Annotated in this window: 21 protein-coding genes, 1 tRNA gene and 1 riboswitch; of the genes, 12 read left to right on the forward strand and 10 right to left on the reverse strand. The window is 64.6% G+C overall.

The window, feature by feature from the left end; translation table 11 throughout:
• Positions 1-125: 125 nt before the first annotated feature.
• A complete protein-coding gene (locus PALO_RS00350) occupies positions 126-1,139 on the forward strand; it encodes a LacI family DNA-binding transcriptional regulator (protein ID WP_004809576.1) in 1,014 nt (337 codons plus the stop codon).
• A gap of 161 nt (positions 1,140-1,300) precedes the next feature.
• Complete coding sequence (locus tag PALO_RS00355; RefSeq protein ID WP_004809574.1) at positions 1,301-1,642, forward strand: hypothetical protein; 342 nt, start codon at positions 1,301-1,303, stop codon at positions 1,640-1,642.
• A gap of 163 nt (positions 1,643-1,805) precedes the next feature.
• Here the strand turns inward: PALO_RS00355 and PALO_RS00360 are convergent, their stop codons facing one another.
• From PALO_RS00360 to PALO_RS00375, 4 genes are all read right to left on the reverse strand, one after another.
• A complete protein-coding gene (locus PALO_RS00360; protein ID WP_004809573.1) occupies positions 1,806-2,288 on the reverse strand; it encodes a DUF4928 family protein in 483 nt (160 codons plus the stop codon).
• 12 nt (positions 2,289-2,300) lie between these two features.
• A protein-coding gene (locus PALO_RS00365; RefSeq protein ID WP_095666468.1) for an IS3 family transposase occupies positions 2,301-3,544 on the reverse strand; the annotation gives its coding sequence in 2 pieces (ribosomal slippage) (positions 2,301-3,220 and positions 3,220-3,544; 1,245 coding nt in all).
• Positions 3,545-3,604: 60 nt separating this feature from the next.
• Positions 3,605-3,703: a hypothetical protein gene (locus tag PALO_RS13185; RefSeq protein ID WP_465249495.1), complete on the reverse strand. Its 99-nt coding sequence runs from the start codon at positions 3,701-3,703 to the stop codon at positions 3,605-3,607.
• Between the two features lie 158 nt (positions 3,704-3,861).
• Positions 3,862-3,944: transfer RNA gene (locus tag PALO_RS00375), tRNA-Leu, on the reverse strand.
• A gap of 131 nt (positions 3,945-4,075) precedes the next feature.
• Here PALO_RS00375 and PALO_RS00380 point away from each other — a divergent pair.
• Positions 4,076-4,774 (forward strand): hypothetical protein, encoded by a 699-nt coding sequence (locus PALO_RS00380; RefSeq protein WP_015581987.1) that lies wholly within the window; start codon positions 4,076-4,078, stop codon positions 4,772-4,774.
• A gap of 4 nt (positions 4,775-4,778) precedes the next feature.
• Here the strand turns inward: PALO_RS00380 and PALO_RS00385 are convergent, their stop codons facing one another.
• Both PALO_RS00385 and PALO_RS00390 read right to left on the reverse strand, forming a co-directional pair.
• Positions 4,779-5,843 carry a cutinase family protein gene (locus PALO_RS00385; protein ID WP_036902085.1) on the reverse strand — a complete coding sequence of 355 codons (1,065 nt, stop codon included), beginning with the start codon at positions 5,841-5,843 and terminating at the stop codon, positions 4,779-4,781.
• Positions 5,844-6,069: 226 nt separating this feature from the next.
• Positions 6,070-6,531 (reverse strand): YbhB/YbcL family Raf kinase inhibitor-like protein, encoded by a 462-nt coding sequence (locus PALO_RS00390; RefSeq protein ID WP_015581988.1) that lies wholly within the window; start codon positions 6,529-6,531, stop codon positions 6,070-6,072.
• 174 nt (positions 6,532-6,705) lie between these two features.
• Positions 6,706-6,916, forward strand: a riboswitch (cobalamin riboswitch).
• Positions 6,917-6,991: 75 nt separating this feature from the next.
• Between PALO_RS00390 and PALO_RS00395 the strand changes: the two genes are divergently transcribed.
• On the forward strand, positions 6,992-9,328 hold the full coding sequence (locus PALO_RS00395; protein WP_015581989.1) for an anaerobic ribonucleoside triphosphate reductase: 2,337 nt from the start codon (positions 6,992-6,994) through the stop codon (positions 9,326-9,328).
• Between the two features lie 13 nt (positions 9,329-9,341).
• Entirely contained in the window at positions 9,342-9,854 is a 513-nt protein-coding gene (locus PALO_RS00400) for a 4Fe-4S single cluster domain-containing protein (RefSeq protein WP_015581990.1), read from the forward strand.
• On the opposite strand, the gene PALO_RS00405 is transcribed toward PALO_RS00400, so the two are convergent.
• Both PALO_RS00405 and PALO_RS00410 read right to left on the reverse strand, forming a co-directional pair.
• Entirely contained in the window at positions 9,838-12,429 is a 2,592-nt protein-coding gene (locus PALO_RS00405) for a DEAD/DEAH box helicase (RefSeq protein WP_015581991.1), read from the reverse strand. The genes PALO_RS00400 and PALO_RS00405 overlap by 17 nt on opposite strands.
• 257 nt (positions 12,430-12,686) lie before the next feature.
• Positions 12,687-13,217, reverse strand: a complete 531-nt coding sequence (locus tag PALO_RS00410; RefSeq protein WP_015581992.1) for a Dps family protein — start codon at positions 13,215-13,217, stop codon at positions 12,687-12,689.
• A gap of 177 nt (positions 13,218-13,394) precedes the next feature.
• Here PALO_RS00410 and PALO_RS00415 point away from each other — a divergent pair, with 177 nt between their 5' ends.
• Positions 13,395-14,072 (forward strand): bifunctional 4-hydroxy-2-oxoglutarate aldolase/2-dehydro-3-deoxy-phosphogluconate aldolase, encoded by a 678-nt coding sequence (locus PALO_RS00415; RefSeq protein WP_015581993.1) that lies wholly within the window; start codon positions 13,395-13,397, stop codon positions 14,070-14,072.
• A gap of 34 nt (positions 14,073-14,106) precedes the next feature.
• Here the strand turns inward: PALO_RS00415 and PALO_RS00420 are convergent, their stop codons facing one another.
• Positions 14,107-15,192: a hypothetical protein gene (locus PALO_RS00420; protein WP_015581994.1), complete on the reverse strand. Its 1,086-nt coding sequence runs from the start codon at positions 15,190-15,192 to the stop codon at positions 14,107-14,109.
• A gap of 96 nt (positions 15,193-15,288) precedes the next feature.
• On the opposite strand from PALO_RS00420, the gene pgi reads away from it, so the two are divergent.
• From pgi to PALO_RS00435, 3 genes are all read left to right on the forward strand, one after another.
• Positions 15,289-16,971 (forward strand): glucose-6-phosphate isomerase, encoded by a 1,683-nt coding sequence (pgi, locus tag PALO_RS00425; RefSeq protein ID WP_015581995.1) that lies wholly within the window; start codon positions 15,289-15,291, stop codon positions 16,969-16,971.
• 226 nt (positions 16,972-17,197) lie between these two features.
• Positions 17,198-19,129, forward strand: a complete 1,932-nt coding sequence (locus PALO_RS00430; protein ID WP_080634281.1) for a vWA domain-containing protein — start codon at positions 17,198-17,200, stop codon at positions 19,127-19,129.
• A gap of 15 nt (positions 19,130-19,144) precedes the next feature.
• On the forward strand, positions 19,145-19,798 hold the full coding sequence (locus PALO_RS00435) for a SanA/YdcF family protein (protein WP_015581997.1): 654 nt from the start codon (positions 19,145-19,147) through the stop codon (positions 19,796-19,798).
• A gap of 92 nt (positions 19,799-19,890) precedes the next feature.
• On the opposite strand, the gene PALO_RS00440 is transcribed toward PALO_RS00435, so the two are convergent.
• Positions 19,891-20,712, reverse strand: coding sequence for an aldo/keto reductase (locus PALO_RS00440; RefSeq protein ID WP_015581998.1), 822 nt, complete (start codon positions 20,710-20,712; stop codon positions 19,891-19,893).
• A 171-nt stretch (positions 20,713-20,883) separates the two neighbouring features.
• On the opposite strand from PALO_RS00440, the gene argS reads away from it, so the two are divergent.
• From argS to arcC, 3 genes are all read left to right on the forward strand, one after another.
• Complete coding sequence (argS, locus tag PALO_RS00445; RefSeq protein ID WP_015581999.1) at positions 20,884-22,554, forward strand: arginine--tRNA ligase; 1,671 nt, start codon at positions 20,884-20,886, stop codon at positions 22,552-22,554.
• 526 nt (positions 22,555-23,080) lie between these two features.
• Positions 23,081-24,085: an ornithine carbamoyltransferase gene (locus PALO_RS00450; protein WP_015582000.1), complete on the forward strand. Its 1,005-nt coding sequence runs from the start codon at positions 23,081-23,083 to the stop codon at positions 24,083-24,085.
• Positions 24,086-24,109: 24 nt separating this feature from the next.
• The gene (arcC, locus tag PALO_RS00455) at positions 24,110-25,042 is read left to right on the forward strand and encodes a carbamate kinase (RefSeq protein ID WP_041709900.1); all 933 of its coding nucleotides are present in this window, start codon (positions 24,110-24,112) and stop codon (positions 25,040-25,042) included.
• The last annotated feature ends 22 nt before the right edge of the window (positions 25,043-25,064 follow it).

Consider the following 25,064-nt stretch of genomic DNA (forward strand, 5'->3'; position numbering starts at 1 on the left):
GCCCGGCACCCGGTCCGCCACACGGCGGGTCGGGAGGCGATCAGCACTGATCAAGACTGATCAATAGAATATGTGGGCCGACGGGCACAGTCCCGTCGGCCCACTCTCACCCAGTCAGGAGCCTGATGTCCGAGACGAGTCGCCCCCCCGGCATGATGGATGTCGCCCGTCTCGCCGGGGTGTCCCACCAGACCGTGTCGAGAGTTCTCAACAATGCCGATTCGGTGCGCCCCGCCACCCGGGAGAAGGTGCGTCGCGCCATCGACGAGCTCGGGTACCGACGCAACCTGTCGGCGAGGGCCCTGGTCACCAACCGGACGCGGGTGATCGGCGTCGTGGTGGCCAGAGGGGGCTACTACGGGCCGGGGAGCACCTCCTCGGCGATCCAGACCGCGGCCAGAGGACGCGGCTACGCCACCATCGTGGCATCGCTGCGGGACGGCAGCCCGGGCGAGCTCGCCGCGGTGGTGGGCATGCTCACCGACCACGGCGTCGAGGGGATCACGGCCATCGCGCCCCAACTGGGATTCGTGGAAGGGCTGCGCAAGGTGGCGCGCAGCGTCCCGATCGTCGTCGTGGCCGACGGCTTCGAGGTGAGCCAGGGAATGCACGCGGTCTCGGTCGATCAGCGCCACGGCGCCCGGCTGGCGACCCAGCACCTCATCGGGCTGGGGCACCGCCAGATCGCCCACATCAGCGGTCCCGATGACTGGTTCGACGCCAGGGAGCGGGTCATCGGGTGGCGCGAGGCCCTGGAGGACGCCGGTCTGGAGGTGCCCGAGGTGATGGTCGGCGACTGGAGCGCCGAGTCGGGCTATGCCATGGGGGGCAGGCTGCTGGACGAGGGCCTCCCCGATGCGGTCTTCTGCTCCAACGACACGATGGCCCTGGGGCTGCTGGCCTGCCTCGCGGACCTGGGCATCCGGGTCCCCGATGACATCTCCCTGGTGGGTTACGACGACGCCAACGGTGCGGCCTTCTTCCAGCCGCCGCTGACGACGATCCGGCAGCCCTTCGAGGAGCTCGGCGCCCGCTGCGTCGAGGTGCTCCTCGAGGCGATCGAGGGCCACGAACCCGAGCCTCAGCGGATCCGGCCCTCCCTGCGGGTGCGCCGCTCCTGCCGGCGACACCAGAACTGACCGACGGCCCAGCCCCAGAGCACCGAAAAGCCGCTCCCACAAGGATGTTTCACCTTGTGGAAGCGGCTTTCTCTGCGGTGTCCGAGAGAGGACTTGAACCTCTGGCAGACAGCGCCGTGACAAGGTGAAACGCTCGCAACAGACCTTGGCATGCCCAGTACGTGCCCATTCACGCCCTGTTCCTGGTTCTCGATGCCCTGTCGGGTCTCACCCCGGCTGTGGAGCGCCTCGTGCGCGACGATACCGCGCACCTCGCCGATCCCATCGCACAGATCCAGCGCATCGAGCTCGGCCTCGTCGAGAGGCTCGCGCCGGTGCTCGGCCCAGGCCAGCTCGAGGCCGGCGTTGAGGATCGTGGACAGTGGGTCAAGCGGCGGGGTGCTCACGAAGGCCTCCTCGACAGCGGGACGATGCCCCATCGTGACAGTTGGGCACCCGGGATGTCCAGAGTCGACGATCCGTATTCGACTTGCGCTGGGTTGATTGAGACACTCGAGTCATGACCCACAGCCGCGATTGATAGCCATACGACAGATTACGGCACTGTCGACGTCACGCGGAACGACGCAGCGAAGAGGGGAGAACAACGCCAATTGGTTGATCCGGATTAACTCATCAAGTCTAATTGACTGTCATCGCAACGACAGTCCATTCCAGTATTGTGGCTCAGTGGTCATCCAAAAGCGTCTTAACCCACTCCGGCTCGTCTATTCGTAGCGATTGGTCAACTTCGATCTCGGTGATTCGGACATTATAGGTGCGTATCAGAAGAGCCACTCCACGACGAATGTGATTACCTTCGTACTGAGAGATCTCCTCGATATTGGTCCCGACCCAGTCTTCGACGGCCGCGACTTGAACCTGATCGCCAATTTCACCAACCTCAGCGAGTTGGCGAGCCGCCGCGACGCGGTCGGATGAAGTAACGATAACTGGTCGGTACCCGTCCCGGATGTTCTCTCGGCATCGATCAATGAGCTTTTGCATTGGAGATACAGTGACGTGGAACGCGGTCGTCCCTATCTGGAAGTCGCCTTGGCGGTCCGTTTGCTGATCGGCAGCGTTAGCCCTGTCCATTCCGACCTCAAGGTCGGGGAAGCGAAGTTGAAGCTTGGCCCCGACAGGGCCTTCGCCCCGGATCGTGGACACGGTGTTGGTTGATTATGCTGCGGTTGGCAGCGTGGCGGCCCGGTGGGCCTCGTAGGTGGACGGGGACTGGTGGCCGCACCAGGAGTGGCGTCGGCGGGTGTTGTAGCGGGTGGCCCACCGGAACACAGCCCGCCGGCAGCTGGTGGCGTCGGTGAACGTGGCGGCGCCAGCGAGGAGTTCGCGTTTCAGGGTGGCGTTGAATGACCTGGCCAGGGCGTTGTCGGCGCTGGTGCCGACGGCACCCATGGATTGGGTGACGCCGAGTTGGCCGCAGAGTTTGGCGTAGTCAGCCGAGATGTAGACCGACCCGTGATCGCTGTGGAACACCGCCCCGGCCAGGCTGCCCCGGTCACGGCGGGCAGCCTTGAGTGCGTCTTCGACGAGTTCGGTGCGCATGTGGTCGGCGATCGCCCAGCCGGCGAGTTTGCGGGAGAAACAGTCGATCACGGTGGCCAGGTACAGATTGCGGCCCTCAGGCAGCGGCAGGTAGGTGATGTCGCCGACGTAGATGGTGTTGGGCCGCTCTGCGGTGAAGTCCCGCCTGAGCAGGTCGGGGTACTTCTGGTCGGCTGGCTCGGGCAGCGTGGTCCGGACCCGGCGGCGGAGCCGGATCCCGGCCAGCCCGTGGTGGCGCATCACCCGGGCGACCCGCTTGTGGTTGACCCGGTCCTCGGCCGGCACGCCGTCGTTGAGTTCAGCGGTCACCCTGGGTGCCCCGTAGGCGGGGTCACCACCGGTCTTCGGGTCCTGGACGGTCCGGATCCGTTCGGCGAGCTCGGCATCGGCCACGACCCGTTCGGCCCGGGCCGGTGCGGCGGCGCACCAGGCGTAGAACGATGACCGGGAGACCTCCACAGCCTGACACAACCGCTTCACCTCGAAGGCGTGCTGGTGGTCGGCGACGAACTGGAAGCGGTTCACCAGTTCGTCTCCCCAGCGAAATACTTGGCCGCTTTCCGCAGGATGTCCCGCTCGGTCTCGACCTTGACCTTGTCGGCCCGTAGCCGGGCGTTCTCCGCCTCCAACCGGGCGATCCTCACCGCCGCGGACTCGGTACCGGCCGACTTCGCGTCGCTGGAGGAGTGTTCTGATGGCGCAGCCGTCGAACCTGTCCCGAACGCCCTCACCCAGTCCGCCAACGTTCCCCGGGACACCCCCAGATCGGCGGCGATGCCCTTCAACGTGGCATCGGGAGTGGACTCGTACAAGTCGACGGCCTGCCGACGGAACTCATCGGAGTAGTTCTTCCTGGCCATAGTCCTGATCATCTCGCTTCCTCCAGCAACTGCTGGATTCCACGTGTCCAAGACCCGGGGTCAAGGCCCGTCAGGACCGATGTAACGGGCCTGCCAGTTCCCACTCGTCAACTTCCTCGTGCTGCCGAACGTCCTCCGGTGACTCTCCCTCTTGCCCATGCTCCGCCCCTCCTCGGTTGGTGCAGTCAGTCCGTGCCCACCACGTGCCCAATGAAACCCGTCTCGTGCCCATTCATGCCCCCCTGTGCGGACTTCCTCGTAAATGACAAGTAGCCCGTGACCAGGTGTTGAACCTAGTCACGGGCTACTTCTCCGTGTGCGCGAGAGAGGAGTTGAACCTCCACGTCCCAAGGGACACTGGCACCTGAAGCCAGCGCGTCTGCCATTCCGCCACTCGCGCATCGGGTCCGTCTGGCGGACCCAACTCGGAGACGGTAGCACGGATTGGGAATCGAAGTGAAATCGAGACTGTCCCGCTGCGTCATGACGGGGCCGACAGGGCGTCGCTTGAGTACCGAGTAGCCTTGCCCCGTGCTGTCCTTCCTCGCCGCGGCCTTCGCCTTGGGCATCGCCGGTTTCGACCCCCTGGGGTCCTTCGTGCTGTTGGCGGCCCTCGGTCTGGGCGTCAGACGTCGCGGCGTCGTCATGGTGTTGCTCACCTCGGTGGGAACCTCCGCCATCTTCGGGGTTGCCGGAGTGCTCGGTCTGGGAGCCTTGCTCACCCGGCTGGGAATTCATGGACTACATGTTCCGCACCTGGTCTGGGTGTGGGTGGTGGCGATCCTTGGCGTGGCCTTCCTGGGTTGGGCGGCATGGCGACTGCGTCCCGGGGCGGCGACGAAGGAACTGGACGAGGACACCTCAGCTGCACCGCGTTCGACGGCGCCCGGGGCTCTGGCCGTCAGCGGACTCCTGGTCGGCCTGTCCTCGCTCATCGACCCGGCATTCTGGGCGATGCTCGTCCATGCCGCGCACCTTCCGCATGTCAGCTGGGCCGTCACCGAGTCCCTCATCTGGGTTGTCTGCAGTCACAGCCTGCTCATCGTCCTCGTCATCGCCTACCTCATCGGTGGGCCTGACCGCGTCACCCGAATGGTGACGAGCATCCGCGAGGACCACGCCGTCGCTGTTCATCGCGGTATCTCAGCGATGCTCGCTGCGTTTGGAGGCCTTCTGCTGGCCGACGTCATCGGCGTGCTGACTACTGGGCAGTGGTTCTTCGAGCTGTGAGGTCTCAGTGCCAGCGGTGATGACGCTGACGACGTCGTCCGGCTCGTCCCAGGAACCAGCCCAGTGCCAGACCGAGCACTCCAGCACCGACCGCAACGGCGATCTGCAACGGGCCCCATTCGCGAGTCGCGACCGTCACCGTCTGTCCATGAGGGATGGGAGCACCCTTGGCCTCGGCGGCTCCCACGGCATTCGCGCGCTGGGCGATGCGATTCAGGGAAGCCTCCAGGACGCTTCGGGTGTACCCCATGTGGACGGGACGGCCTTGGTTGAGCTCGTCCTGCCAGGTTGACTGCAAGGTGAGGATGCGCGTCAGGGCTGGCGCGGTGTCGCAGACCGGATCACCCTTCAAGCACACCGAATAGGTTTCCGGGTAGGCCTCGGGAGGAATCGCCGCCCCGGCCTTGACCATGTCAGCGTCCAGAGATTTCTGATCAAGGGATTCCTGACTCAGACTGAGGGTGGCCTTGATGATGGCCCGCATCTGGGTGTCACGGTTGGCCCCGGGGGCCGCATGGGCGCGCTCTCGCAAGTAGTAGAGGATGGCAGCCATTCCGATGGCTGACCGGTCGGCATCTCCACTGAGTTCCTGGACGTTCTGCCCTGGGTAGTGGTCTGGATTCCCGGCCAGGATGGCACCTGCCAGGCGCTGAGGGGTGTCGGTCTGGGCGAGGGCCTGGGTGATGGCCTGGGAACCTTGGGAGAATCCGGCGAGGATGACCCACTCCTTGGGGCACTGCTTCTTCTCGGCGTTGAGGAGGGCGGTGAGTTTCTTGGCTCCCAGAGCCGCAGAGTCGAAGTACTCCGTCGACGGCATGGTTGCGTCGAAGAGGAGACTGCTCATCGATGCCTGTTGCAGGGTGTGAGGGTCAGCCGCAGGGTAGTCCAGGTAGACCTGACGGACGGTTCCCTTGCCCTTCCACTTCTGGGCCACAGCGTCACGGATCGACGTGATGGTCTCGCCATAGGGAGGGGTTTCCCCGGAGCCGCGAACGCCGACGAACATCACGGAGGCACACTCCATCTGGGATGCCTGTTCTGAGGACACCGGGTCTGAGCCCCAGCCCATTCCTGCTCCGGGAGTGATGGGCGCGGCAGGTTTGGGGGAGTCCGCGGATTCGCTGGCATAGCTGGTGCTGGTGGTCGTCGGTGTGGGGGTTGCTGACTCAGCACTGGCGGAAAACGGCATCGATACCAGGCCGAGGGCGACGAGGAGGGTGAGCAATGTCTGCCGGAGCTTCACGACGCCAGTCAAGCAGGAACCGCCGACACGTGGTCGGCGGCTCTGATTATCGTCAGGACTGCTGGAAGGTTCCGGTGATCGACGCGGAGTCCAGCTCGCTGGTGTGTATGGCGAAGCGGACCTGGACGTTGGCGGCGTCGTCAGGAATGTCGAGATGCTCGCTCGGCATGGCATGGACGGTGTGGATGTAGCGGTGGGCCGGTCCGGGCGGCGGGCAGGCGCCGGAGTAGCCGTCCTCCTGGTAGTCGTTGGCCCACTCGCGCACGCCGGAGGGCAGCGGGCCGCCTTCGTCGAGGGAGGTGACGTCGGCCGGGATGTCGGCGAGGATCCAGTGCCAGAAGCCGGAACCAGTGGGGGCGTCGGGGTCGTAGATGGTGATCGCGTAGGACTTGGTGCCCTCTGGGCCGAGCGTCCAGCTCAGCTGCGGGCTGACGTTCTTGCCGCCCGCATCGGTGTGGGCGTAGGCCAGGGCGATCGGCTGGCCTTCCTTGATGGACGTGCTGGTGATCTCCATGGGTTGTGTCCTTTCCCTGGGCGTGTGTCCATGATGCCAGCCTGATGTGCGATCCGAAGGGCGTGGCAACTGGCTCTGATCGCGGGGGAGCGCGCCCGCCACGGCGAGACGAGGGGGCGGGTGTGCGGATGCTTCGAGACGCGTATACCCTTCATCTTGTGCTGGTTTCCATCACGGAACACCAGATGTAGGGGTTTCTCGACATCTGGCGGTGATGGGAGGAAAGAGGGAATCCGGTGGGAAACCGGAACTGCCCCGCAGCGGTGACAGGGAACGACGGCGACACACGCACTGGCCATCCGGCTGGGAAGCGTCGCTCGGTAGGAACCCGTCTGGCGACGGAAAGCCCTGAAGTCCGAAGACCTGCCAGTGCCCGGGTCAGCGACCCGGTACGACTACGGGCGCGCGGGACGACCCGGGGCGAACTTGCTCCACTCGTGCGCTGCTTCGAGGAGAGAGCATGTCGACCACCCTTCATCCGGTGTCCATCAGCCAGCAGCGAGCAGTACCAGCATCCATCCTCAAGAGGGACGGGCGGGTCATCGGATTCGACTCGACGAAGATCGTCGAGGCCGTCCGCAAGGCCTTCGTCGCCTGCGGCATCGACGCCCCCGAACTCCTGGCCTCCGAGGTCGCCCTCGAGGTGCTCTCCCGACTGAGCGAGATGGGTGAGGACACCCCTGATGTCGAGGCCATCCAGGATCTCGTCGAGAAGGCCCTCATGGATCAGGGACATGACGACGTCGCCAAGGCCTACATCCTCTACCGTCAGCGTCGCACCGTCGCCCGCGACCAGCAGTCCGCCCTCATGCGCACCCTGCGCGAGATCACCTTCGCCTCCGCCGAGGAGGCTGACGCCAAGCGGGAGAACGCCAACGTCGACGGCAACTCCGCAATGGGGTCGATGCTGCGCTACGGAACCGAGTCGGCCAAGCAGTTCAACCTGCTCGAGGTGCTCGACCCCACCCATGCCGCCGCCCATCGTGACGGGGACATCCACATCCACGACCTCGACTTCCTCACCCTGACGACCACCTGTTGCCAGATCAACCTCACCGATCTCTTCGAGCACGGCTTCTCCACCGGCCACGGCGTGCTGCGAGCCCCGCAATCGATCGGGTCGTATGCGGCCCTGGCCTGCATTGCGATCCAGTCCAACCAGAATGACCAACACGGTGGCCAGGCGGTGCCGAACTTTGACCGAGACATGGCGCCGGGGGTCGCCAAGACCTTCGTCAAGGCCGCCCAAACCGGTCTGACGAGGACCTTCGAGGTCCTCGGTGGTGACGAGGAGTATCTCGACGAGGTGCGCGAGGCGGCCTCCGGGTGGGTGCTGGAGCCGGATGGCGCCGCGCTGGCCCATGAGAAGGAGCAGGTGGCGGAACTGTTCGCCGGGCTCATCGACGACACCGACCGGGTCGCCGACAGAGTCCGTCGCCAGGCTGTCGAGGAGACGCGTCGTCAGACCTACCAGGCGATGGAGGCCCTCATCGCCAATCTCAACACCATGAATTCGCGAGCCGGGGCGCAGACCCCGTTCTCGTCGATCAATTACGGCACCGACACCAGCCCGGAGGCGCGGATGGTGATGCACTGCCTGCTGGAGGCCACCGAGGCCGGTCTGGGCGGCGGGGAGACCGCGATCTTCCCGATCCAGATCTTCCGGGTGCAGAAGGGCGTCAATCTCGACGACGACGACCCCAACCACGACCTGTTCCGGCTGGCCTGCCGGGTGAGTGCCAAGCGCCTCTTCCCGAACTTCTCCTTCCAGGACGCCCCGTTCAACGCCGAGTACTACGTGCCCGGCCATCCCGAGACCGAGATCGCCTACATGGGCTGCCGCACCCGGGTGATGTCGAACGTCCATGACCCCTCGCGGGCCCAGACCTGGGGACGCGGGAACCTCTCCTTCACCTCGATCAACCTGCCGAGGCTGGCGATCGAGGCCAACCACGACGTCAATGCTTTCTTCACCTCCTTCGACCGGATGATCGACCTCGTCATCGACCAGTTGCTCGACCGGCTCAAGATCCAGTCCCACAAGCTGGTGCGGAACTTCCCCTTCCTCATGGGGCAGGGGGTCTGGATCGGTTCGGAGAACTTGGGGCCTGACGATGCCGTCGCCGAGGTGCTCGAGCACGGGACCCTGTCGGTGGGGTTCATCGGGCTGGCCGAGACCCTGACGGCCTTGGTCGGCGTCCACCATGGTGAGTCGGAGGAGGCCCAGCAACTCGGCCTACGGATCGTCGGCCACCTGCGAGAGAGGATGGACGAGGCGGCCGAGCGCACCGGGTTGAACTTCTCGGCCCTGGCCACACCGGCGGAGGGACTGTCGGGGCGATTCGTGCGGATGGATCGTCAGCGTTACGGGTCGATCCCGGGAGTCACCGACCGGGAGTACTACACCAACAGCTTCCACGTGCCGGTCTGGTACCACATCGGTGCTGCGGACAAGATCCGCATTGAGGCTCCTTATCACGCCTTCACCAACGGCGGTCACATCTCGTACGTCGAGCTGTCGGGGGACCCGGCACGCAACGTCGACGCCTTCGAGACCCTCGTGCGGTACATGGCTGCCAGCGGCATCGGGTACGGGTCCATCAACCACCCGGTCGACCGGGATCCTCAGTGCGGCTACACCGGGATCATCGACGACGAGTGCCCCAAGTGCGGCCGTCACGAGGATTCCGGGTCCTTCGACCGGATTCGCCGCATCACCGGCTACCTCGTCGGTGGGCTGGACCGATTCAACGACGCCAAGCGGGCCGAGGTCCGCGACCGCGTCAAGCACGGATGAGGCCGGAGCGAGGATGAGGGTTGCCGGGATCGAGCCGGAGTCGATTGTCGATGGTCCCGGCATCCGCTTCACGGTCTTCGCGCAGGGATGCCCGCTGAAGTGTCCCGGGTGCCAGAACCCTGGTACCTGGGACCCCTGCGGTGGCCAGGAGATCGACGTCGAGGAGATCATCACCGCGATGGGATTGTCGGTGTTGGCGTCCGGATTGACGCTCTCGGGCGGTGAGGCGAGTCGTCAGCCTGGAGATTGCGCGAGGTTGGCCCGTGCTGCCCACGAGATGGGGTGGGACGTCTGGGCATGGTCCGGATTCACCGTGGACGCCCTGCTGCGTCAGGCCCGGCACAGCCCAGAGCTGGCCGAGATGCTGGACCAGGTGGACGTCCTGGTCGACGGACCTTTCCAGCTGGCACGACGCACCCTCACCCTGCCGTGGCGGGGAAGCGGTAACCAGCGGATCATCGACCTCCCCGCGACCCTGCGCGAGGGGCGAGTGGTGGAGTGGGAATCCGTCAGTCCAGCCGGCTGAAGGCCCTTGTCCGAAGTACCAGGTCCTCGGCCTCGTCACACTCGTCGAGGTCGACGGTCGCGGTGATCGACCAGTCGTGGTTACCGGCAGGGTCGTCGATGATCTGACGAACCAACCAGACCCGGGCGTCGCGGCGTCCCGACTCCTTCTCGATCATGAACAGACCGGGGGCGCGGGCGTCCGGGCCGTCGTTGATCTCGTCGTGCTCGTCCCAGTAGTCGCCCAGGGTGTCCTCCCAGGCATTGGTCGTCATGGCAGAACTGTCGGGCTCGAGGGCTCCCAGGGCCTCGAAGTCGTCGTCTGCGGCCAGGATCACCTTGCGGAACAAGGCATTGCGTACCATGACGGTGAAGGCCCGCTGGTTGGAGGTGAAGGTCCGTACCGGACGGACCTCTTCGGGTTCCTCATCGACGGGATGGGTGAGTTCCTCCCACTCGTCGATGAGGGAGGAGTCGGTGGAGCGGACGACCTCGCCCAGCCAGGAGATGACGTCGGCAAGCTCCTCGGTCCGCTCGGACTCGGGGACTGTCTGACGCAGCGCACGGTAGGCATCGGTCAGATAGCGCAGCACCAGACCCTCGCTGCGTTGCACCTTGTAGTGGGCGCAGAACTCGCCGAAGGTCATGGCGCGTTCGTACATGTCGCGCACGACCGACTTGGGCTGCAGGGCGTCGGAGGGAATCCACGGGTGGCTTGGGGCGAAGATCTCGAACAAGGCGTCGAGGGTCTCCTCGAGCGGGCGTGGCCACTCGATCTCCTCGACGGCGGCCATCCGATCCTCGTAGTCGTAGCCGTCCTCCTTCATGCGCGCGATGGCCTCGCCACGCGCGGCATGCTGCTGGGCTATGAGGACGCTCATCGGATTGTCGAGGGTGGCCTCGATGACGCTGACGACGTCGAGGGCGTGGGTGGGGGACTCCGGGTCGAGGGTCGCGACGGCCTCGCTGGCGAAGGCCGACAGCGGCTGATTGAGGGCGAAGTCGTCCTGCAGGGCCTCGTTCATCGCGAACTTGCGGCCACCGGGGGTGGGCTCGTCGAGACGGTGGACGACCTCGGAGCGCAGCAGGGACAGCCCGATCTGCACGGCGCGGCGGTAGAGGCGACGTCGTTCGGCGACGACCGGGGTGGAGGAGTCGACGAGGTGCTGGACCGCCCGGGCGGTGTCCTCGTCACGCTGCAGCAGGTTGAGCAGCATCGCCTCGGTGATCCTCATCCGAGCGTGCAGGGTCTCCGGGGCGGACTCGATGAGTTTGGTGAAGGTCTCCTCGGAGTAGTTGACGAACCCCTCCGGTGGCTTGTGACGCTGCACCTTGCGACGCTTCTTGGGGCCGTCCCCGGCCTTGGCAAGGGCCTTCTCGTTGGCGATGACGTGCTCGGGTGCCTGGGCGACGACGTAGCCGACGGTGTCGAATCCGGCCCGACCCGCGCGACCGGCGATCTGGTGGAACTCTCGGGACTTCAGGACTCGGGTGCGTCGACCGTCGAACTTCGTCAGGGAGGTGAACATGACGGTGCGGATCGGCACGTTGATGCCGACGCCGAGGGTGTCGGTGCCACAAATGACCTTGAGCTTGCCCTGTTGGGCGAGGGTTTCGACGAGGCGTCGGTACTTCGGAAGCATCCCGGCGTGGTGGACCCCGATGCCCGAGGTGATGAACTTGCGCACCGTTGAGCCGAATCCCTTGGAGAAGCGGAAGTCGGCGATCTCGGCGGCGATGCCGTGACGTTCCTCGGTGCTCACCAACTTCATCGACGTCATGGACTGGGCGCGTCCCAGAGCCTGCTTCTGGGAGGGATGGACGATGTAGACCGGGGCCTTCTGCTCCTCGACGAGCTCCTCGATGGCCTCGTGGTCGGGTTTCATCGACCAGGAGTACTGCAGCGGGACGGGGCGGACGACTCCGGTGATGACGCTGGTGGGGCGTCCGGTGATGGTGGTGAGGCCCTCGGACAGGTCGGTGACGTCACCGAGGGTGGCGCTCATGACGATCTGCTGGGCCTGCGGGAGTTCGGACAGCGGCACCTGCCAGGCCCAGCCCCGGTCGGGGTCGCCGATGAAGTGGAACTCGTCCATGACGACCTGGTCGACGTTGGCATGGCGACCCTCGCGCAGGGCGATGTTGGCAAGGATCTCGGCGGTGCAGCAGATGATGGGGGCATCGGAGTTGACGGAGGCGTCGCCGGTGACCATGCCGACATTGGTGGCTCCGAAGATCTCGCAGAGGCTGAAGAACTTCTCGCTGACGAGGGCTTTGATGGGGGCGGTGTAGTAGGAGCGTCCTCCCGCAGCCACGCAGGCGAAGTGGGCTGCGGTGGCGATGAGGGATTTCCCGGACCCGGTCGGGGTGGTGACGATGACGTGGTTGCCCGACAGGATCTCGAGGATCGCCTCCTCCTGGTGCTCGTACATGGAGATGCCGTCCCGGGCGACGGCTCGCTCGATGTGGTCCAGGGCCATGTCGGCGTCGAGAGGACGGGCGCCGGGGGAGTCCCAGCCCGGTTGGCGCTCCCCGCGGTCGGTGGTGACCGGGGCACGACCGTCGACCATGTCGTCAAGGGCTTCGGCCAGGTGCACGGTGTCTCCTCGTATCGGGGCGGCCAGAACGGTTTCCAATGTAGTGGTGGGCTCGGACGTGACCGGTGTTGGTCGTGTTCGCCCGTGGTTGGTTGGCTGTTGCTGTCGTCCCAGCTGCGCCAGCTGTGTCTCACCCGCATGGATGGCCAGGACCGCTGATTCACACCCCCACATGACACACATCACCGCGGGCCCCGAGGTGATCTCGGGGCCCGCGGTGTGTTGAACGATGGATTGTCTGGAAGCGAACCGACGAATCAGCGAGCGGACGGGGTGCGGGTCTCGGCGCTGATGAACCAGGCCTGCTGCTCGAGCTGTTGGATGAAGCCGTGCAGGATGTCGGCAGAGGTGGGATCCTCCTCGTCAATCTGGTCGTGGACCTCGCGCATGGTGCCGGTCACGGCCTCGATTGAAGCGGTGATGACCTTGATTGCGTCATGGGTCAGAACCTCTCCCTGGGAGGACTCAGGAAGGGTGGTGCTGGCAGCGACCACGGCGGGACGGCCGTCCGGGGAAGCGTGGAGCGCACGCATGCGCTCGGCCACCTCGTCGGCACCCTCGCGGGCGATCCCGACGACTTCGTCAAGGTTCAGGTGAAGGTCACGGAAGTTCGGCCCGACGATATTCCAGTGGGCATGTTTGCCGACCAGCTCCAGCGCGATGAAGTCGACGAGAACCTTCTGGAGGTTCGCGGAGAGGGTCTTGGAGGCCTTGAAGCCGGCCTCGGCGTTCTCGAGCTTGGTGGTGGTCTGCCCGGCAGGGGCTGGAACGTTCACGGTGTCAGCCATGCGAAATCTCCTTCGTTCGTGGTGACCGAGTGACGGCCACCGGCGTACACGTGGGGAACAGTCACCGAACTTCAGTTATTCCACAGTGGACGAAAACCTGTCGGTACACCTGGGCTCCAGGCGTCCTGTCGGGCGGTGGGCACCGGGCCGACGCCCACATGCGGCATGATGTGACCCATGAGCGCAGAGACTGACGAGTCTGGTCCCATCGATGCCCCCAGCGATGGTCGGCTGGTGTTCCCGAGCGAGGTGCTGTCGTCCAAGGTCATCGCTGTTCTGCCCGACGTTCCGGCATCGGATCTCATGGCCCCGATCGAGGCCATGATTCAGGAGAAGGTCCGCGTCTTCACCCTCCCCGTCGCCGACGCAGACCGCCGTCGTGCCGTGCTCAAGATCTACCGTCGTCGTGCCGTCATTGGTGTTCATGGCGTCATGGCCGTCGACGACGTCCAGGGCCTGGTCGATGACAAGGTTGCCTTCGCCCTTCCGGTGGCCGCCACTCCCGACCTGCTCGACGCCCTGCGTCAAGCTGGCATCCCAGCCGCCCCGGACGCCCTGACGCCCACTGAGGTCCGGGCCGCATGGGCTGCCGGAGCCGACGCCGTCCAGGTCGCCCCGGCTGACATGGGTTCTGCCAGTTACGGCGACATCCTCACCCGGATGGCACCCGGGGCTGCCCTCATTCCGCGCGGCGGGATCGGCTCCTATGCGATGCGTCGCTGGCTGGCAGCTGGTGCCCTGGCGGTCTGCCTGGACGACGTCCTCGTGGGGGATGCCTGCGAGGACGGAGTCGTCTCGGCGCTGCGAGAGCGCTGCCGTTCGGTTCTGCAGGTTGTCGCCGACGCGGACGCCTGATTCGTCTGACGCCTTGAGAATCCCGAGACGGCACTTATACTCGGCGTCGGTCTGACTGATCCCAGTCCTCGAAGAGGGAATCGGCATCGTCATCGGTTTCAGGACGGCCCTTGTCCCGTCTGCCGTGATGGCGAGTGATTGATCCGACGAGAACCCCGAGTACCAGGACGCCGAGAACCGCTGCGAAGATCAGTAGTGGCTTGCGCCCGCCGAAGGAATCCAGAAGGTTGCGCTGCGCGACGGGGACTGGGCTGGTGGACATCTGCGGAATCCGGCCGTCCTGCGACTCCCCGCTCTCGTCGGGAGTGGGAGCCGGTGTGGGGGACGGGGTTGGGGAGGCAGATGACGGTGTCGGAGTTGGAGTGGGGCTGGGGGTTGGAGTGGGCGTCGATGCCTTCACCTGAATCGTCAAGGTCTTCTGAGAGGTCCCATAACGGGAGTCGACGAGCTTGACTGTGATCGTGAAAGGCCCATTCGACACATCCAACGGCACCTGGATCGTGGCCTGGAAGTTGCCGTGCGGATCGGTGGGAGTGGTGAGAGCGGCATCGCCGTCATTGCCGAGCCAGATCGCCACCTGGCTGTCGGTGACGGGATGACGATGTGAAAGGGTCACCGTCCCGTTGACGTTGAGCAACGCTCCGGGAGCCGCCACCGTCGGTTTCACAGCCGCTGTCAGGACGGTGGCCTGCGGGGTGATCGAAAAGGTGCCGCGCGCCGATGCTGCCCCGACCCCTCCAGTACCATCGAACGTCGCGGACAACTCATGATCTCCGCCTTGGACCGAGGACGGAAGCCGCAAGGTACTGGACCAGGTGCCGTTGTTGTCCGTCATCGCGACGGCGAGCAGCTTCCCATCCACCGCAAGATTGATGAGAGCACCTGAAACAAGTTGTCCGGTCTGGGTACGCAGGGTTCCCTTGGTCTTCACGGTGTCTGAGCGGTCGAGCGTCGCGCTCATCGACAGGTCGCCGGGTGGGGTGGCTCCCGGAGGAACGGCGTAGGCCGTTGACGTCGACCAGGGTGTTTGTATCGGACATGCCGACGGGGTCAGCATCAACATCATGGAGGCGACGAGAACCGACGTCAGGGCCAGAGCCCGACAATGCTTCGCGGTCACGCGTCCTCCTTCGGTCGATCGCGAACATGATAGGCGAGACCTCCTGATGACAGGCGCCGATGACACGGGTTCCACCCCATCTCCTAGGCTGGGAACATGCAGACTCCCATTGATGCCACGAGGACTCCCGCTTGGGGAAAGCTCACTGATCTGAGGTCCACCTTTGTCGACGGACCGCACAAGCTGCGCCGTTTGTTCGACGCTGATCCGAGGCGTGCCGAGCGCTACACCCTCGACGTCGCCGACCTGCACGTCGACCTGTCCAAGAATCTCCTCACGGACGAGATTCGTGACGCCCTTCTCGACCTGGCCGACCAGACCAAGGTCGCCGAGCGTCGCGACGCCATGTACTCCGGAGAGCACATCAACGTCACCGAGGACCGCGCCGTCCTCCACACCGCCCTGCGTCGCCCGGAGTCCGACTCCCTCACCGTTGACGGTGGGGACGCCGTCGTCGACGTCCACGAGGTCCTCAAGAAGGTCTACGACTTCGCCGACAAGGTCCGTTCCGGGGAGTGGAAGGGAGTCACGGGCAAGCCGATCCGTACCGTCATCAACGTTGGCATCGGTGGTTCCGATCTCGGCCCCGTGATGGCCTACGAGGCCCTCAAACCCTACGTCCAGGAGGGTCTGGAGTGCCGTTTCATCTCCAACATCGATCCGACGGATGCCGCCGTCAAGACCGCTGATCTCGACCCCGAGACCACCCTGGTCATCATCGCCTCCAAGACCTTCACCACCCTCGAGACCCTGACCAACGCCCGGTGCGTGCGTGCCTGGCTGCTTGACGGTCTGGTCGCCGCCGGTGCCATCGAGGACACCGAGGAGGCCCGCCGTGGAGCCGTCGCCAAGCACTTCGTCGCCGTCTCGACCGCTCTGGACAAGGTCGAGGAGTTCGGCATCGACCCCGTCAATGCGTTCGGGTTCTGGAGTTGGGTCGGCGGCCGCTACTCGGTCGACTCGGCCGTCGGCACCTCGCTGGCCGTGGCCATCGGCCCGAAGGGATTCGAGGAGTTCCTGGCTGGCTTCCACGCCGTCGACGAGCACTTCGCCGCTGCCGCACCGGAGCGGAACGTCCCGCTGCTCATGGGCATGTTGAACATCTGGTACGTCAACTTCTGGAAGGCCGACTCGCACGCCGTGCTGCCGTACGCCCAGTACCTGCACCGCTTCCCGGCCTACCTGCAGCAGCTGACCATGGAGTCCAACGGCAAGTCGGTGCGTTGGGACGGCTCGGCGGTGACCACCGATACTGGAGAGGTCTTCTGGGGCGAGCCGGGCACCAACGGTCAGCACGCCTTCTATCAGCTCATCCACCAGGGCACCCGCCTCATCCCCGCCGACTTCATCGCGGTGGCCAACCCGGCCCACCCGACCAGGGACGGCGAGACCGATGTCCACGAGCTGTTCCTCAGCAACTTCTTCGCCCAGACCGCTGCGTTGGCGTTCGGCAAGACCGCTGACGAGGTGCGCGCCGAGGGCACCGACGAGGCCATTGTGCCAGCACGGGTCTTCCCCGGAGACCGTCCGACGACGTCGATCATGGCCGACGAACTCTCCCCGAAGATCCTCGGAGAACTCATCGCTTTGTACGAGCACATCACCTTCGTGCAGGGCGTTGTATGGGGCATCGATTCCTTCGACCAGTGGGGTGTCGAGCTCGGCAAGAAGCTCGCCCTCCAGATCGCCCCGGCCGTCTCCGGTGACGAGAAGGCCCTGGAGTCCCAGGATTCCTCCACCGCCTCCCTGGTGACCTGGTACCGCGATCACCGCAACTGAGTCATCTGACGACGACGCCCCCCCTTCGGGGGAGGCGTTTTCGTTGCCCGGGGCGTGGGTGCTAGCGGACGCGGTAGGGGGGGCGGGTCGGCGAGGTCGCGAAAAACTTGCCAAAAAACCATGCTTGTCAAGGGTTCTCAAGCGAAGATCACCGTCATTACCGTTCTGATCTGCAAGGCGCGAATAGCCGCAAGGGATGCGGCTGCAGCCGATCGGAAGGTGAGGCATGAGGACGAGGATCAGAGTCGTGGCCATGGTGGCCAGCCTTCTGCCCGTTGCGGGGGCTGTGCCGACGCAGGCCCGCGGCGAGGGGACGACGGAGTCCCGGCAACCAGCCGTCGTGGTGATGGACTTCTCGGGGTCGATGAACAAGGCCGACGCCGACTCCCACAAGACGACACGTTTGGCTGCGGCGAAGTCTGCCGTGGGCACGGTGTTGAGTTCGGCTCCCAAGGACTCTGACCTCGGATTGATGGTGTTCGGTGCCAGGGACTCCTCCTGCGGAGACGTCCAGACCCTCAACCCGGTGGGCCCGTTCGACGCAAAGGCGCTGACGGCCAAGGTCAATGGTCTGAAGGCGGTCGGGAACACCCCCATCGGGCCGGCGCTCAAGCACGCGGCTGATGAGTTGAAGGGAGTGGACGGGCCCCGCTCGATCATCCTCGTCTCCGACGGGGAGGCGAACTGCACCCCACCCGATCCGTGCGACGAGGCGAAGATACTCGCATCGCAGGGGGTCGACGTCAAGGTTCACACCATTGGCTTCCGGTTGGCCGGGAACGACAAGGCCACCTCGATGCTGCGCTGCATTGCCGATGCCACCGGCGGTACCTACACAGACGCTGATGACGCCAGCCAGTTACAACGCGCCCTGACGTCACAGACTTATCGCGCCTTGGAAGGGTATGAGGTCGCCGGAACGAGGGTTCGTGGCGGGCCGACCGAGACGACGGCGGAGCGGCTTGAGGTGGGCCAGTACGTCACCAGGATGCCCGGTGGGCCGATGAGAAGGGCATATGACGACACCACCGTCGCGTATCCGAATCGTCGATACTTCTCGGTCCCACATCGGCAGGGGTGGCGCACCATCGTGACCGCAACCTTGGTTCGGCCGACGACGACGAGGTATGCGGAGACGAATCTCGACGCCCACCTTGACGTCGTCCGGGTCGCTTCCGAGGGCGGCGCCAAGTGCGCTTCGATGGGAACGACGGGGACGGACGCGATGACGTCCTCTGCTGTCGACCTGACGTCAATCACCGATCTGGACGAGGACGTCTTGGCAAGTCAGTGTGGCAACTCCCCGTGGTGGATCGTCGGCGTCAACCGGCACGGAAAGGGATGGGCGGACCAGGAACTCGATGTCGAGATCACGGTGACGATGCGCAAGGAGGCCGTGTCAGGGCTGCACGCAGCGGCGGACCCTGGTTCCGCCAGCCCGGCTGCCGTCGCTGAGCCGCGATCGGTCACGGGTGGGAGCAGTTTCAACGACGCTCCGGTGCTGCAGCCTGGTGAAACGATCAGCGACGACGTCAACACCAATGAAAGGCGCTATTTCAAGGTGCCGGTGCGCTACGGCCAGAACCTCGACGTCCGCGCCGAACTGCCGCGAGACGGCCAAAGGCAGAAGCCGACGCTTGCGGGGGTCTCGGTAGTGGCTCTCAACCCCCTGCGCGAGACGCTGAGCTGGGGCGAGTCGACGATGACTCTCAGCGAGATCGGGGCGAGAACGGATGGCAGGTTGGAACGTCCGATCCTGCCCCAGCACCTCGACACGCCTGACGAGTCCTACGGGATCGCCGGGATGCACTACATCGTCGTGGGCCGCGACAGCACGTCCAAGGAGTGGAAGGACGCGAAGGCCCCGGTTGGCTTCACCCTGACGCCAACAGTGTGGGGAGAACCGGTTGACGTCGGAACTGTCCTCATCACCACGCCTGAGCAGTTCCGCGCGGAATTTGAGAGGCCGGTGGCTTCTGCGTCGCCAAGACGTCACGCCTCGGTGTCGACCACACCCACACCGGCTCAAGCGGTCCCGTCGACCCAGCCGGTCGTCGAACCACGCCGCCACACGGGGGCTTGGGTCGGGCTCGGGATCGCAGTGGCGGTGGTCGTCGCCGGCACGATGTGGCTTGTCATCCGTCGTTCACGGTCATGACCTAGGCTTGCGGCCATGGCAATGCGACACATTCGGGGGACGGTGCGAGCATGTGGGCTGGTCGTCGCCGTCGGACTACTCGGCCCGTGGGCCCTCGCGGGAGGACTCAGCGCCGGGCGTATCCACGACGTCGCCGACACTGAACCGCGCGACGTCGCCATCGTCCTCGGCGCTCAGGTGCTGCCTTCGGGCACTCCGTCGCCCTATTTGCGAGGACGTCTCGATGTTGCCGCAGATCTGTACCGCAGCGGCAAGGCCAAGGTCATCCTGGTGTCCGGGGACAACCGAGAGGCCCATTACAACGAGCCCAAGGTGATGAAGAAGTACCTTGTCAGCAAGGGGATTCCGGAGGCCAAGATCGTGGAGGACCTCGCCGGACTCGACACCTACGACACCTGTGTTCGGGCTCGACGCATCTTCGGGGTCAATCAGGCCATCATGGTGACGCAGGACTACCACGAGATTCGTACCGTCGCGACGTGCCGGATGACCGGTCTGGACGCCACTGGCACCCCGGACCGTTCACAGCCTCACGACAAGGTGTGGTGGAAGGGCTGGGTCCGTGAGTTCGGGGCGCGCGGAAAGATGGTCACCGACGTCGTCTCTCACCGCGACCCGGTCCTGGGTGAGCATGAGGACGGCGTGGACAAAGCCCTCAAGGAATCCTGAGGTGCCGCCCACTCCCAACGACAACGGCGCGGGGACACATCGTCCCCGCGCCGTCATACTGCCTGCGGCCTCACGCTGCGCGTCGTGACGGGTCAGAAGTCTGCAGTGGCCGGGTCCCCGCCAATGCGGTTGCCACGATCCAGGCCGTCAATGGCGGCGATCTGCTCGTCAGACAGCTCGAAGTCGAAGACGTCGAAGTTCTCGACGATGCGCGACGGGGTCACCGACTTCGGGAACACGATGTTGCCGATCTGTAGGTGCCAGCGGATGACGACCTGAGCCGGGGACTTGCCGGTCGCCCTGGAGATGTCGGCGAGCACCGGGGTGTCGAGGTCCTTCGACTGGCCGAGCGGACTCCACGCCTCTGGGTTGATGCCGCGGTCAGCCAGCACCTTGCGGAAGCTCGCCTGGTTGAAGGACGGGTGCATCTCGATCTGGTCGACGCTCGGGGTGGCTCCCTCGATGGCGTCCAGGTGCTCGGTCTTGAAGTTGGAGACGCCGATGGAACGGGTCAGTCCCTCGGACTTGAACTCCTGCAGGGCATTCCAGGCCTCCACGTAGGCGTCACCGTACTTGACGTTGGCCGGCCAGTGGATGAGGTACAGATCGACGTGATCGAGGCCGAGCTTGGACAGGCTGGTCTCGATGGCCTTGCGGGCGTCGTCGGTGTGGTGGGCGTCATTCCACAGCTTGGTGGTGACGAAGAGGTCCTTGCGATCCAGACCGGAGGCGGCGAGAGCGCGTCCGACGCCCTCCTCGTTGCCGTAGATGGCGGCAGTGTCGATGTGACGGAAGCCCGCCTCCAGGGCAGAGCTGACGGCCTTCTCGGCCTCATCGGCGGGTACCTGCCAGGTGCCGAAGCCGAGCTGCGGGATGGTGACGCCGTCATTGAGGGCGATGGTGGGAACGCTCATGGATCCTCCTTGCGAATCGGTGATCGCGTGGTTGGTCGTTCAAGGGGGACAACGTGAGGTCGGTCTCATTTGTTCCCCGACGGTGACGTCGGCCCAGTTTTCCACCCAGATGGCATGCCGCTGCTGCCCTACGACTGTGAAGGTGGCTGGACATCGTGACAGAATGCCGTCATGTCGTCTCTTCCTTCTCAGCTTGCTGCCCGGATCCAGGCCGTCACCGGTACCGATCCCCAGTTGCGTCCCGCCACGAAGCCACAGTTCGGGCACTTCCAGTCCAATGTCGCCCTGAGGCTGGCCAAGGAGGAAGGACGTCCACCTCGCGACGTTGCCGCCGACATCGTCGCGAAGCTCGATGTCGAGGATCTGTGCGAGACCCCCGACATTGCCGGCCCGGGATTCATCAACTTGCGCCTGCGTTCCGACGTGCTGGCCCGCGTCGCCTCCGACCTCATCACCGACCCCAACGTCGGTATTGCCCAGGTTGAGCAGCCTCAGCGCGTCGTCATCGACTACTCGGCCCCGAACGTCGCCAAGCAGATGCACGTCGGTCACCTGCGTTCGACCATCATCGGCGACTGCTTCAATCGAGTGCTCAGCTCCCAAGGGCACACCGTCATCCCGCAGAACCACCTGGGTGACTGGGGCACCCAGTTCGGCATGCTCGTCCAGTACATCGTCGAGAACCGGATGGACGTCTCCGAGTTCGACCTGCCCGAGGTCGAGCAGCTCTACAAGGACTCCAAGAAGACCTTCGACGCCGACCCGGAGTTTGCCGACCGCGCCCGTCGTCGTGTCGTCAAGCTGCAGAGTGGCGACGAGGAGACTCTGCGCATCTGGCGCACCCTCATTGACGTATCCCTGGAGGGATTCAACGCCAACTACGCTCGCCTTTCGGTGTTGCTGACCGACGAGGACCTCGCCGGTGAGTCCACCTACAATGACGACCTGCCGAAGGTCGTCGACGAGCTCGAGGCCGACGGCCTGGCTGTCGAGGACAACGGTGCCCTGTGCGTCTTCGTCGAGGGTCAGGACGCCCCGATGATCGTCCGCAAGAAGGACGGCGGTTTCGGATACGACGCCACCGACCTCGCCGCCATCCGTCGTCGTGTCGGCAAGCTCAAGGCCGACCGCATCATCTACGTCACCGACGTCCGCCAGAGCCATCACTTCGAGATACTCTTCCAGGTCGCCCGGATGGCCGGATTCCTGCCTGACGACGTCGAGGCCCAGCATGTCGGCTATGGCATGGTCCTTGGCCCCGACGGCCGCCCATTCAAGACCCGCGAGGGTGGCACTGTCACCCTCGCCAGTCTTCTCGACGAGGCGGAGACCCACGCCGCGCCGAACATCGCCCTGGCCGCCATCAAGTACGCTGATCTGTCCAACGGTTTGCAGAAGGACTACGTCTTCGACGCCGAGCGGATGGTGCAGACCACCGGCGACACCGGCCCCTACCTGCAGTACGCCCACGCCCGCGTCTCCCAGATCCTGCGCAAGGCTGCCGCCGAGGCGAACCCGAACGTCGACCCCGAGGCCGACCTGGAATCCATGGTGTGGGGACGCATCAGCGTCCTCGACGAGCCAGCAGAGCAGCAACTGGCCCTGCTGTTGTCTCGCTTCGGTGAGGTTGTCGAGGTCGTCGCCAACGACCTGACCCCGCACAAGTTGTGCACCTACCTCTACGAGCTGGCTGGCGCCTACTCAGTCTTCTACGAGCAGTGCCCGGTGCTTCGTAGTACCGGCGAGGTGCGCGGATCCCGCCTGGCTCTGTGCGCGGCCACCCGTCGAGTCCTCGGTCGCGGTCTGGACCTGCTGGGTATTGATGCCCCCGATCGGATGTGATCATTGCACCCCAAGTCGATGTGAATGCCGTGGCCCATTGGGACTGCGGCATTCACGTGTGGGGATGGCGACAAATGGCACACTGTGCACTGTTATCGAATGCGGAACAGGGTACATGGCCAGTCTCTTGGACGTGGTTCATTCGTGGGGTGAAACCTCGTCCTGGCAGTCTGGCGGGGGAGAGGATCTGGTCGCGTGTGAGGTTTACAACGCCGGACGAGGGCTCCGGACTAGGACAGGCTTCTCGGTAGGCTCGTAGGGTCGGCTGTAAGGCCTTGTAGCCCTTGAGAAGGAGGCTGCTTGACGTTACGATGACAATGTCAAAGCCGATGGGCTCCGGACCAATGTTGGTGCGGAGTTGCCGAAACGTTCGATCCAACCGAGGAACGGACTCAACAATGGCTGTTGGGTAGTCTGCCCGAGCGTCCGCGATGCGATTGGAACTGAGGCTCAGACTACGTATCAACACAATGTCGTCGTCTGGACGAATTACCGCTCAGACAAGTTTGGGAAAGGATGGATTGTCGTGGCATTCAATTTGAAGAGTCGTCATTTGTTGTCGCTGGCGCATCACAGTACCGAGGAGATTGAATTCCTTGTCCGGCTTGCTGCGCGGCTTAAGGAGGCCAAGTATTCCGGGGTCGAGCGGCCTATGCTTGAGGGGAGGAACATTGCTTTGATCTTTGAGAAGGCGTCGACGCGGACTCGGTGTGCGTTTGAGGTGGCGGCCCATGATCAGGGTGCGCATGTGACGTATCTCGGCCCTAGCGGATCCCACATCGGTCACAAGGAGTCCATGAAGGACACTGCTCGAGTGTTGGGGCGCATGTATGACGGCATCGAGTACCGCGGATTCCACCAGTCGGTTGTGGAGGAGTTGGCCGAGTATGCTGGCGTCCCGGTTTTCAATGGCCTGACCGACGAGTTCCACCCTACTCAGATGCTCGCCGATGCCTTGACGATGCTGGAGCACGCTCACAAGCCCTTCCATCAGATCACGTTCGCCTACGTCGGCGACGGCCGCAACAACATGGGCCGTTCCCTGCTGTTGCTGGGTGCCAAGCTCGGCATGGACGTCAGGATTGGGGCTCCGGAGGGCCTGCAGCCCGAGGCCGAACTCGTCGAGCAGTGCCGGAAGTGGGCTGAAGAGTCTGGCGGCAAGGTGCTCGTCACGGCATCTGCTGAGGAAGCCGTCCGCGACGTCGACTTCATTCACACGGATGTGTGGGTGTCGATGGGCGAGCCGGTGGACAGTTGGGGAGAGCGGATCGACACCCTCATGCCGTTCCAGATCAACGATGACCTCGTCGCGGCTGCCAACAACCCGCGCGTCAAGGTCATGCACTGCCTGCCCGCCTTCCATAACAGTGAGACGACGGTGGGCGCCGAAATCGCCGAGACCTACCCGCAGTTGGCTAATGGTATTGAGGTCACCGAGTCGGTGTTCGAGTCCCCGGCGTGCATTGCTTTTGATCAGGCTGAGAATCGTATGCACACCATCAAGGCGGTCATGGTCGCGTCCTTGGCCTGACGGTAGTGACTGGAGGGAAGATCAATGAGAGTTTTGGTTGCATTGGGCGGCAACGCTCTGCTGCGACGCGGTCAACCGATGACGGCGGGGAATCAGCGTGCCAATGTGAGGATCGCGGCTGAGCGGATCAAGGAGGTCGCCGTTGACCATCAAGTTGTTGTGGCCCACGGTAATGGTCCGCAGGTGGGTCTGCTGGCCTTGCAGTCGACGGCGTACGAGGAAGTCGGCATCTATCCGCTGGATGTGTTGGGGGCTGAGTCCCAGGCCATGATCGGCTACATGATCGAGCAGGAGCTGGGTAATGTCATGCCCAAGGAGCAGCAGATCGTCACCATGATCACGATGACGGTCGTTGACGCTGATGATCCTGCCTTCGACAATCCTACCAAGCCGATCGGCCCGGTCTACGACAAGAAGACCGCAGAGAGGTTGGCTGTCGAGAAGGGGTGGTCCATCGCCGCTGACGGTGAGTACTACCGCCGGGTGGTGGCTTCGCCGCAGCCTCGCAACATCGTCGAGCAGAAGGCCATCCGTCAACTGGTCGACTCCGGTGTCCTCGTCGTGTGTGCTGGTGGCGGTGGCGTCCCGTGCGTGTTCGACGACGAGGGCAGCCTTCATGGTGTTGAGGCTGTTATCGACAAGGACTTGGCGTCGGCTGAGTTGGCGGTGCGGGCTGGGGCTGATCTTCTGGTCATCGCCACGGACGTTGATGGTGTCTACCAGGGCTGGGGCACTCCTGGCCAGGCGTTCATTAAGGAGATGCGCGCCGAGGATGCCCTTAACGCGGAGTTCGCGGCAGGGTCCATGGGTCCGAAGGTTCGGGCAGCATGCAACTTCGCCCTGGCGACCGGGAAACGTGCCGTCATTGGTTCCCTTGAGGACATTCGCGGTCTTGTTGACGGCACCTGCGGCACGGCGATCGTTTCCGATTCACCCGGAGGCGTCGAGCTTGACTGAGTAGTTCACGCACGAGTGCCGC

This window comes from Cutibacterium avidum 44067, assembly GCF_000367205.1.
Lineage (GTDB): Bacteria > Actinomycetota > Actinomycetes > Propionibacteriales > Propionibacteriaceae > Cutibacterium > Cutibacterium avidum.

What these genes read in the sequence shown, in the direction of transcription:
- PALO_RS00350 (WP_004809576.1), top strand. Translation starts at nt 126, where the DNA reads ATGTCCGAGACGAGTCGCCCCCCCGGCATGATGGATGTCGCCCGTCTC.
- PALO_RS13185 (WP_465249495.1), bottom strand. Translation starts at nt 3,703, where the DNA reads ATGGGCAAGAGGGAGAGTCACCGGAGGACGTTCGGCAGCACGAGGAAG.
- PALO_RS00385 (WP_036902085.1), bottom strand. Translation starts at nt 5,843, where the DNA reads ATGGGCTGGGGCTCAGACCCGGTGTCCTCAGAACAGGCATCCCAGATG.
- PALO_RS00390 (WP_015581988.1), bottom strand. Translation starts at nt 6,531, where the DNA reads ATGGAGATCACCAGCACGTCCATCAAGGAAGGCCAGCCGATCGCCCTG.
- PALO_RS00395 (WP_015581989.1), top strand. Translation starts at nt 6,992, where the DNA reads ATGTCGACCACCCTTCATCCGGTGTCCATCAGCCAGCAGCGAGCAGTA.
- PALO_RS00400 (WP_015581990.1), top strand. Translation starts at nt 9,342, where the DNA reads ATGAGGGTTGCCGGGATCGAGCCGGAGTCGATTGTCGATGGTCCCGGC.
- PALO_RS00410 (WP_015581992.1), bottom strand. Translation starts at nt 13,217, where the DNA reads ATGGCTGACACCGTGAACGTTCCAGCCCCTGCCGGGCAGACCACCACC.
- PALO_RS00415 (WP_015581993.1), top strand. Translation starts at nt 13,395, where the DNA reads ATGAGCGCAGAGACTGACGAGTCTGGTCCCATCGATGCCCCCAGCGAT.
- pgi (WP_015581995.1), top strand. Translation starts at nt 15,289, where the DNA reads ATGCAGACTCCCATTGATGCCACGAGGACTCCCGCTTGGGGAAAGCTC.
- PALO_RS00430 (WP_080634281.1), top strand. Translation starts at nt 17,198, where the DNA reads ATGAGGACGAGGATCAGAGTCGTGGCCATGGTGGCCAGCCTTCTGCCC.
- PALO_RS00435 (WP_015581997.1), top strand. Translation starts at nt 19,145, where the DNA reads ATGGCAATGCGACACATTCGGGGGACGGTGCGAGCATGTGGGCTGGTC.
- PALO_RS00440 (WP_015581998.1), bottom strand. Translation starts at nt 20,712, where the DNA reads ATGAGCGTTCCCACCATCGCCCTCAATGACGGCGTCACCATCCCGCAG.
- argS (WP_015581999.1), top strand. Translation starts at nt 20,884, where the DNA reads ATGTCGTCTCTTCCTTCTCAGCTTGCTGCCCGGATCCAGGCCGTCACC.
- arcC (WP_041709900.1), top strand. Translation starts at nt 24,110, where the DNA reads ATGAGAGTTTTGGTTGCATTGGGCGGCAACGCTCTGCTGCGACGCGGT.